This is a genomic window from Streptomyces sp. NPDC059909 (assembly GCF_042730885.1).
Lineage (GTDB): Bacteria > Actinomycetota > Actinomycetes > Streptomycetales > Streptomycetaceae > Streptomyces.
Window position 1 is genome coordinate 40,848 of sequence record NZ_JBHWKX010000060.1, and the last position, 7,022, is coordinate 47,869.

6 protein-coding genes are annotated in these 7,022 nt (G+C 70.1%); 2 read left to right on the forward strand and 4 right to left on the reverse strand.

The window, feature by feature from the left end; all coding sequences use genetic code 11:
• Positions 1-104 precede the first annotated feature (104 nt).
• Both ACFV9O_RS30495 and ACFV9O_RS30500 read right to left on the reverse strand, forming a co-directional pair.
• The gene (locus ACFV9O_RS30495) at positions 105-953 is read right to left on the reverse strand and encodes a glutamate ABC transporter substrate-binding protein (RefSeq protein WP_385423451.1); all 849 of its coding nucleotides are present in this window, start codon (positions 951-953) and stop codon (positions 105-107) included.
• A gap of 96 nt (positions 954-1,049) precedes the next feature.
• Positions 1,050-1,835 carry an amino acid ABC transporter ATP-binding protein gene (locus ACFV9O_RS30500; RefSeq protein ID WP_385423453.1) on the reverse strand — a complete coding sequence of 262 codons (786 nt, stop codon included), beginning with the start codon at positions 1,833-1,835 and terminating at the stop codon, positions 1,050-1,052.
• 261 nt (positions 1,836-2,096) lie between these two features.
• Here ACFV9O_RS30500 and ACFV9O_RS30505 point away from each other — a divergent pair, with 261 nt between their 5' ends.
• On the forward strand, positions 2,097-2,798 hold the full coding sequence (locus ACFV9O_RS30505) for a response regulator transcription factor (RefSeq protein ID WP_385423455.1): 702 nt from the start codon (positions 2,097-2,099) through the stop codon (positions 2,796-2,798).
• Between the two features lie 15 nt (positions 2,799-2,813).
• Positions 2,814-4,244, forward strand: coding sequence for a sensor histidine kinase (locus tag ACFV9O_RS30510; protein ID WP_385423457.1), 1,431 nt, complete (start codon positions 2,814-2,816; stop codon positions 4,242-4,244).
• Positions 4,245-4,321: 77 nt separating this feature from the next.
• On the opposite strand, the gene ACFV9O_RS30515 is transcribed toward ACFV9O_RS30510, so the two are convergent.
• Together ACFV9O_RS30515 and ACFV9O_RS30520 are read right to left on the reverse strand one after the other, a co-directional pair.
• The gene (locus ACFV9O_RS30515; RefSeq protein WP_385423459.1) at positions 4,322-5,329 is read right to left on the reverse strand and encodes a TAXI family TRAP transporter solute-binding subunit; all 1,008 of its coding nucleotides are present in this window, start codon (positions 5,327-5,329) and stop codon (positions 4,322-4,324) included.
• 179 nt (positions 5,330-5,508) lie between these two features.
• A complete protein-coding gene (locus ACFV9O_RS30520) occupies positions 5,509-6,465 on the reverse strand; it encodes a hypothetical protein (RefSeq protein WP_385423461.1) in 957 nt (318 codons plus the stop codon).
• Positions 6,466-7,022: the final 557 nt, after the last annotated feature.

Consider the following 7,022-nt stretch of genomic DNA (forward strand, 5'->3'; position numbering starts at 1 on the left):
GCCCAAAAATTGAAAACACCCCCCCCTACTCCGCCGCGTGCGCGTGGGAGAGGGCCTTGCCCCGCCACCCCCCCTGCGTCCAGCCCGCCTCACAGGCCCCGCGGTCACTTGACGATGTTGCCGATCTTCGGCGCGGGCTCGCTCTTGTAGCCGGCCGGGCCGAAGTGGGCGTCCACGGCCTTCTGCCAAGAGCCGTCGGAGACCATCTTCTCCAGCGCCTTGTTGATCTTGTCCTTGAGCTCGGCGTCGCCCTTCTTGAGGCCGATGCCGTAGTTCTCGTTGCTCATCTTGAAGCCGGCGAGCTTGAACTTGCCCTTGAACGCCTCCTGCGCGGCGTAGCCGGCGAGGATGGAGTCGTCCGTGGTCAGAGCGTCGACGACCTTGTTCTCCAGGCCGGTCAGGCACTCGGAGTAGCCACCGAACTCCTGCAGCTGGGCCTGCGGGGCGAGCTTCTCCTTGACGTTGGTCGCCGAGGTCGAGCCGGTGACCGAGCAGAGCTTCTTCTTGTTCAGGTCCTCGGGCTTGGTGATGGTGTTGTCGTCGGCGCGGACCAGAATGTCCTGGTGGGCCAGCAGGTACGGGCCGGCGAAGTCGACCTTCGCCAGACGCTTGTCGTTGATCGAGTAGGAGGCGGCGATGAACTTGACGTCGCCGCGCTCGATCGCGGTCTCACGGTCGGCGCTCTTCGTCTCCTTGAAGACGATGTCGCCCTCTTCGTAGCCGAGCTCCTTGGCGACGTACTTGGCGACGTCGACGTCGAAGCCGACGTACTTGCCGTCCGGGGTCTTCAGGCCGATACCGGGCTGGTCGATCTTGATGCCGATCGTGATCTTGTCGCCGCCGCCCGTGGAACCGCCGGCGGAGTCGTCCTTCTTGCCGGAGCCGCACGCGGTGACGGTCAGGGCGAGCGCGACGGCGGCTGCGGCGGCGGCGGAGGCCTTGCGGAGCTTCATGGTGAACTTCCCTTGGTTAGACGTGATGTGGGCGGTCAGCAGAACCCTGTCCAGGGCCAACGATGCCCAGGACGGGCCGGGTTCAAAGGGCCCGCTTCAGTGGTGCAGGATCTTCGAAAGGAAGTCCTTCGCCCGGTCGCTGCGCGGGTTGCTGAAGAACTGGTCGGGCGTGGCCTCTTCGACGATCTTGCCGTCCGCCATGAACACGACGCGGTTGGCGGCCGAGCGCGCGAAGCCCATCTCGTGCGTGACGACGACCATGGTCATACCGTCGCGCGCCAGCTGCTGCATGACCTCGAGCACCTCGTTGATCATCTCGGGGTCGAGGGCGGAGGTGGGCTCGTCGAAGAGCATCACCTTCGGATCCATCGCCAACGCCCGGGCGATGGCGACGCGTTGCTGCTGACCGCCGGAGAGCTGCGCCGGGTACTTGTCGGCCTGGGAGCCGACACCCACCCGGTCGAGCAGCGCACGCGCCTTCTCCTCGGCGGCCTTCTTGTCCGCCCTGCGGACCTTGAGCTGGCCCAGCATGACGTTCTCCAGCACGGTCTTGTGCGCGAAGAGGTTGAACGACTGGAAGACCATGCCCACATCGGCACGCAGCCGGGCGAGCTCCTTGCCCTCCTGGGGCAGCGGCTTGCCGTCGATCGTGATGACGCCGGAGTCGATCGTCTCCAGCCGGTTGATGGTGCGGCACAGCGTGGACTTACCGGACCCGGAGGGTCCGATCACGACGACGACCTCGCCGCGCGCGATCGTCAGGTCGATGTCCTGGAGCACATGCAGCGCGCCGAAGTGCTTGTTGACGTTGTTCAGTACGACCAGGTCGGCCGCCGCCGGTACGGCATCCTCCGCACCCTTGGTCACTGATACTCCGCTCATCGGCTTCTTGCTCCGTCCTCCTCGATTGGGAGGACCCTAAGCACGCGGTGCCATCAGCGTCAGTACATCTGAGCTGAAATTGAGCATAACGATCCGGCCGCAACCGGACACTCTGGGTGAACGGGGCGGCGCTCGCCGTACCGGGTGGGTAACGGAAACCCCCATGCAACGAGATGCCTCTTGACTGACCGGGCGGCAATCGGCGTTCATGCCCTGTACACACGCAAGAGCTACGCCCTGAGTTCTGCCCGGAGGGGGGCCATGAGACTGCTGCTCGTCGAGGACGACGACCATGTCGCCGCGGCCCTGTCCGCGGTGCTCGCCAGGCACGGCTTCTCCGTGACGCACGCCCGCAACGGCGAGGAGGCGCTGCAGGCCGTGCTTCCGGCGGCCGCCGAGGGCAAAGCGCCGTTCGGCGTCGTGCTCCTCGACCTCGGACTGCCCGACCAGGACGGCTACCAGGTCTGCGGAAAGATACGGAAGCTCACCTCGACCCCGGTGATCATGGTCACCGCGCGCTCGGACGTACGGTCCCGGATCCACGGACTGAACCTGGGCGCCGACGACTACGTGGTGAAGCCGTACGACACAGGCGAACTGCTCGCCCGGATCCATGCCGTGAGCCGGCGCACCGCCCCCGGTGAGGAGGCGGCTCCGGCCGCCGACAGCGCCCTCAGGCTGGGTGCCGTCACCATCGAGCTCGCCACACGTCGCGTCAGCGTCGAAGGCATCGCCGTCCAGCTGACCCGCAAGGAGTTCGACCTGCTCGCTCTGCTCGCCCAGCGCCCCGGCGTGGTCTTCCGCCGTGAGCAGATCATCAGCGAGGTGTGGCGCACGAGCTGGGAGGGCACAGGCCGGACGCTCGAGGTGCACGTCGCGTCGCTGCGCTCCAAGCTCCGGATGCCCGCCCTGATCGAGACCGTGCGCGGCGTCGGCTACCGCCTGGTCGCGCCCGCCGCGTAAGGGCGGCCGCTTCCGTTGCGTACCCGCCTTCTTCCGCTCCTCATCGTCCTCATGGCGGGCGTGCTGCTCGCGCTCGGCTTCCCGCTCGCCGTGAGTCTCGCCGCCGCCGAGCAGCAGGGCGTCGTCGTGGACCGGATGGACGACGCCGCGCGGTTCGCGGCGCAGGCCCAGTTCGTCACCGACGGGTTCTCCGGTCAGGACGAACGGCGCGAAACGCTCAAAGAGGAACTGAGCCGCTACCACGATGTGTACGGGATGCGGACCGGTGTCTTCTACCGCAGCGACGCGGCCATGGCCCGCGCACCCGAGTACTGGGAGATCCCCGAGGAGGGCGAGGGCCGCAGGGCCTTCCAGGAAGCGCTGCTGGGCCGGCGCAGTCACGATCCGCCCCAGGTGTGGCCCTGGCAGGAGGGCGCCAGGCTCGTCGTCGCCTCGCCGGTGGTACGGGACGGCGACGTCGTCGCGGTCGTCGTCACCGACTCGCCCACCGGACAGCTGCGCTCACGGATCCTCACCGGCTGGCTGCTCATCGCCGCCGGTGAGTCCGCGGCGATGCTCCTCGCCGTCGGCGCCGCGGTGCGGCTCACCGGCTGGGTGCTGCGGCCGGTACGGGTCCTGGACGCCGCCACCCACGACATCGCGACCGGACGCCTGAACTCGCGCGTCGCCGCGGCCGGCGGGCCCCCGGAGCTGCGAAGGCTGGCCCGTTCGTTCAACGAGATGGCGGACAACGTCGAAGAGGTGCTGGAGCAGCAGCGCGCGTTCGTCGCCGACGCCTCCCACCAGCTGCGCAACCCGCTCGCGGCCCTGCTGCTGCGGATCGAGCTCCTCGCGCTGGAGCTCCCCGAGGGGAACGAGGAGATCGCCTCCGTACGCACCGAGGGCAAGCGCCTCGCCCAGGTCCTCGACGATCTGCTGGACCTGGCGCTGGCCGAGCACGCCTCCGCGGACCTCCGGCTCACCGACATCGGCGCGCTCGCCGCCGAGCGGGTCGCCGCATGGCGGCCGCTCGCCGACGAGAAGGGCGTGCTGCTGACCGGCGAGGGCCCGGCGGTGACCGCCTGGGCCGATCCCGTGGCGCTCTCCAGCGCCCTCGACGCCGTGATCGACAACGCGCTGAAGTTCACACCCGGGGGAGAGGAGGTCACCGTCGCGGTCTCCGCGGACGGCGAGACCTCCACGATCGTGATCACCGACCGGGGTCACGGGCTGACGGACGAGGAGCTGGGCCGTGTCGGGGACCGCTTCTGGCGCAGCAACCGCCATCAGAACGTGAAGGGCTCCGGCCTCGGCCTCTCCATAACCCGCGCACTGCTCTCGGCCGCCGGGGGCTCGATCTCGTTCGCCCACGCCGAGCCGCACGGGCTGCGCGTGACACTCACGCTCCCGCGTACGTGCCCGGCGGGTCGTGGACCGGTGGACCCCGCCGAGGCGACCGCGCGGTGAACGGTTCCTGAGGGAGCGGTGAGCTGGGAGCGCGTACCGGGGCACGCGAGCCCAAGGGCCGGATCCGGAAGACGGCCCTACGGCTTGGCCGAGCGGTAGTACCGCCGCGCGCCCTCGTGCAGCGGCAGCGGGTCCGTGTAGATCGCCGTCCGCAGATCCACCAGCTGCGCCGGGTGCACCTCACGCCCGATGCGGTCCCGGCTGTTGATCACGGTGCGGGTGAGGCGCTCGGTCAGCTCCGCGTCCGCGCCGGTCGTGGTGACCAGCAGATTCGTGACGGCGACGGTCTCCACCGGAGCAGCGCCTGCGATGCGCGGGTAGGCATCGGCGGGCACCACGGCCGAGCGGTAGTAGCGCGTCGCCCCGCCCCCCTCGTCATGGAGCCGGTCGATCAGCTTCTCGTCCAGCGGGACCAGCCGGATGGGGAAGCGCTCGGACAGCATCTGTACGGCGCTGGTGGGCAGCCCGCCCGACCAGAAGAAGGCGTCCAGGTCGCCCCGCTCCAGCAGGTCCGGCATGGTGTCGATCCCGGCAGGGACCGGAGTGATGTCCTCCGCCGGGTCCAGGCCCGCCGCGTTCAGCACCCGCTCGGCGATCAGCCGCACGCCTGATCCCGCCTGGCCGACGCCCACCCGCTTGCCGCGGAGATCGGCCGGCGTCTGCGCCGACGAGCTCTGCGGGACCACGAGCTGCACGTAGTCGTCGTACAGCCGGGCGCAGCCGCGCAGCCGGTTCGCGCCGGGCCTGACGTCCCGCTGGTACTTCGCCACGGCGTCGGCGGTGGCGATGGTGAAGTCGGCCTCGCCGTTCGCGACACGGGCGAGGTTCTGCTGCGAGCCCTCGCTGGTCCGCAGATCTATCGAGACCCGGGGCAGATCGCGCGCGAGCGCGCCCTCCAGAAGCTCGCCGTACCGCTGGTAGACGCCGGTCTTCACGCCCGTGCTGAAGATGAGGCGCCCGCTCGGGGAGCTCTCCCCCACAGGGAGCAGCCACCACAGCAGCAGCCCGCACACCACGGCGAGCACCGCGGAGCCCTGGAGGGCGCGGCGGCGGCGTCGGGTGAGGCGAGGAAGTGCCGGGGACATGGCCGCGATCCTGCCAGCTCACTCCGGGTGATGGCCAGGCCCCCCGTCGGAGGGCCGTCGAAAGCCCGGGCGGCGTCGCACCCCGCTGGTACGGGTGCGGCGCCGCTTCGCGGTCCGGGCCGGCCGCCGCTCGTCAGGGACCTGCCCCGCCGGTCGTCAGGGACCTGTCCCGTCGGTCGTCAGGAGCGGTACGGGTTGCGCAGGTAGTTCCGATCCAGGCTGCCGGTGTTGGCGAAGTACTGCGAGACCAGCAGCGCGGGGTCGGTGACGATCACGCCGGGCTGCAGCGCGCTGCCGTCGTTCGCGTCGTCCCAGGCCCAGGGTGCGTGCGCCGCGTTGTCCTTGCCGTTGTCACCCCGGAAGGCGCCCCAGGAGGCGTACGTCTCCGCGTTGTCACGGCGCTCCCAGAGGCCGCCGCCGGCCATGATGTCGACGAGCTGGTACGTCGCGTTGCGGTCGTTCCCGCCGCTCGGCACCGATCCCGCACCGCGGCTGGGCCGGTAGACGATGCCGTCGCCGCCCGGGAAGGCGGCACCGTCCCAGGCGTACGCGCCGTGGCCGCGGGCCTCCTGGAAGCTGGCCGGGTGGCCCGCCCCGTCGAAGGCCTGCATGACGAGGGTGCCGTCGATGTTCTCCTGGCCGCCGGTGAAGGGGCTTCCCGGCGGGGTGTAGGAGTAGAAGTTGTCGTGGGCGAGGGTGACCACGGCCTCGAGGCTTCCGTACGCGCTGCCGTCCTTGCGGATCACCTCCAGCTGTCCCTCCATGTCGTTCTCGTGCGAGAACAGGTTGAGGGGGTAGTCCTTCCAGTCCCGCGGGTGGAAGAAGGCGTAGGTCAGGTACCAGTGGGTGCTGGTCTCGGCGACGGAGTAGTAGACCGTGCCGGACAGGCGTCCGGCGTGGGCGTCGAGCTGCTCCCAGTTGTCGAGGGTGTTCCAGTCGCCGTCGTAGTCGACCGGCGCGAGGTAGTCGGCGGTGTAGTACGCGGACGAGGTGTCCTGGTAGTGGACCGGGGCCCAGCGGTAGGCCAGTTCCGGGTCCGACGCGGCGGCGTGGGCGGGGCCGGGGGCGATGAGGAGTGCGGCGACGGCGAGGGCGGCTGCGGGCAGTGCGGTGAGAGCGGATCTCCACCGTGACATGAGCACCTCCAGTGCGGGGGACTGCCCACATGCTGGAGGTGCGACTGCGGCCCGGTGGCCGATGACAGCGGGAGTTCACCAGGCTCTCGCCCGGTACGGGACGAGTGGTGGTTGATCGTTCATCGACCGGTCGGTGCCCGCTGCCCGCCGGTCCGTACGCGTCGTCGGCCGTCGGCGAGTCGAGGCTGCCGGGGTGCCCGGGCCGCACGGATCGCAGACAGCGGCACCACACGGACCGGAGGTGGCGGCACCGCACGGACCGGAGGTGGCGGCACCGCACCGACCGGAGACAGCGGCACCCCGCAACCCCGCCTGATCAGCCCCGGTCGCAGGATGGTCCGTCGCGGCGAAGACTGGGCGGGTACGGGCAGTTCGACGACGGCAGGCGGTGCACGCGGCCGCAGGAAGCCCGCGGTGAACCCACCGCCGGATCGGGTGGTTACTGTGACGACTTCGCCGTTCGGGTCAGTAATCCGGTCGCCTGACGGCGACACCCTGTGTGCGTGAAAATCGGTGCGTGGTCGTCCGGCGGACGTCGTGACGCCTTGGCGCGTTCC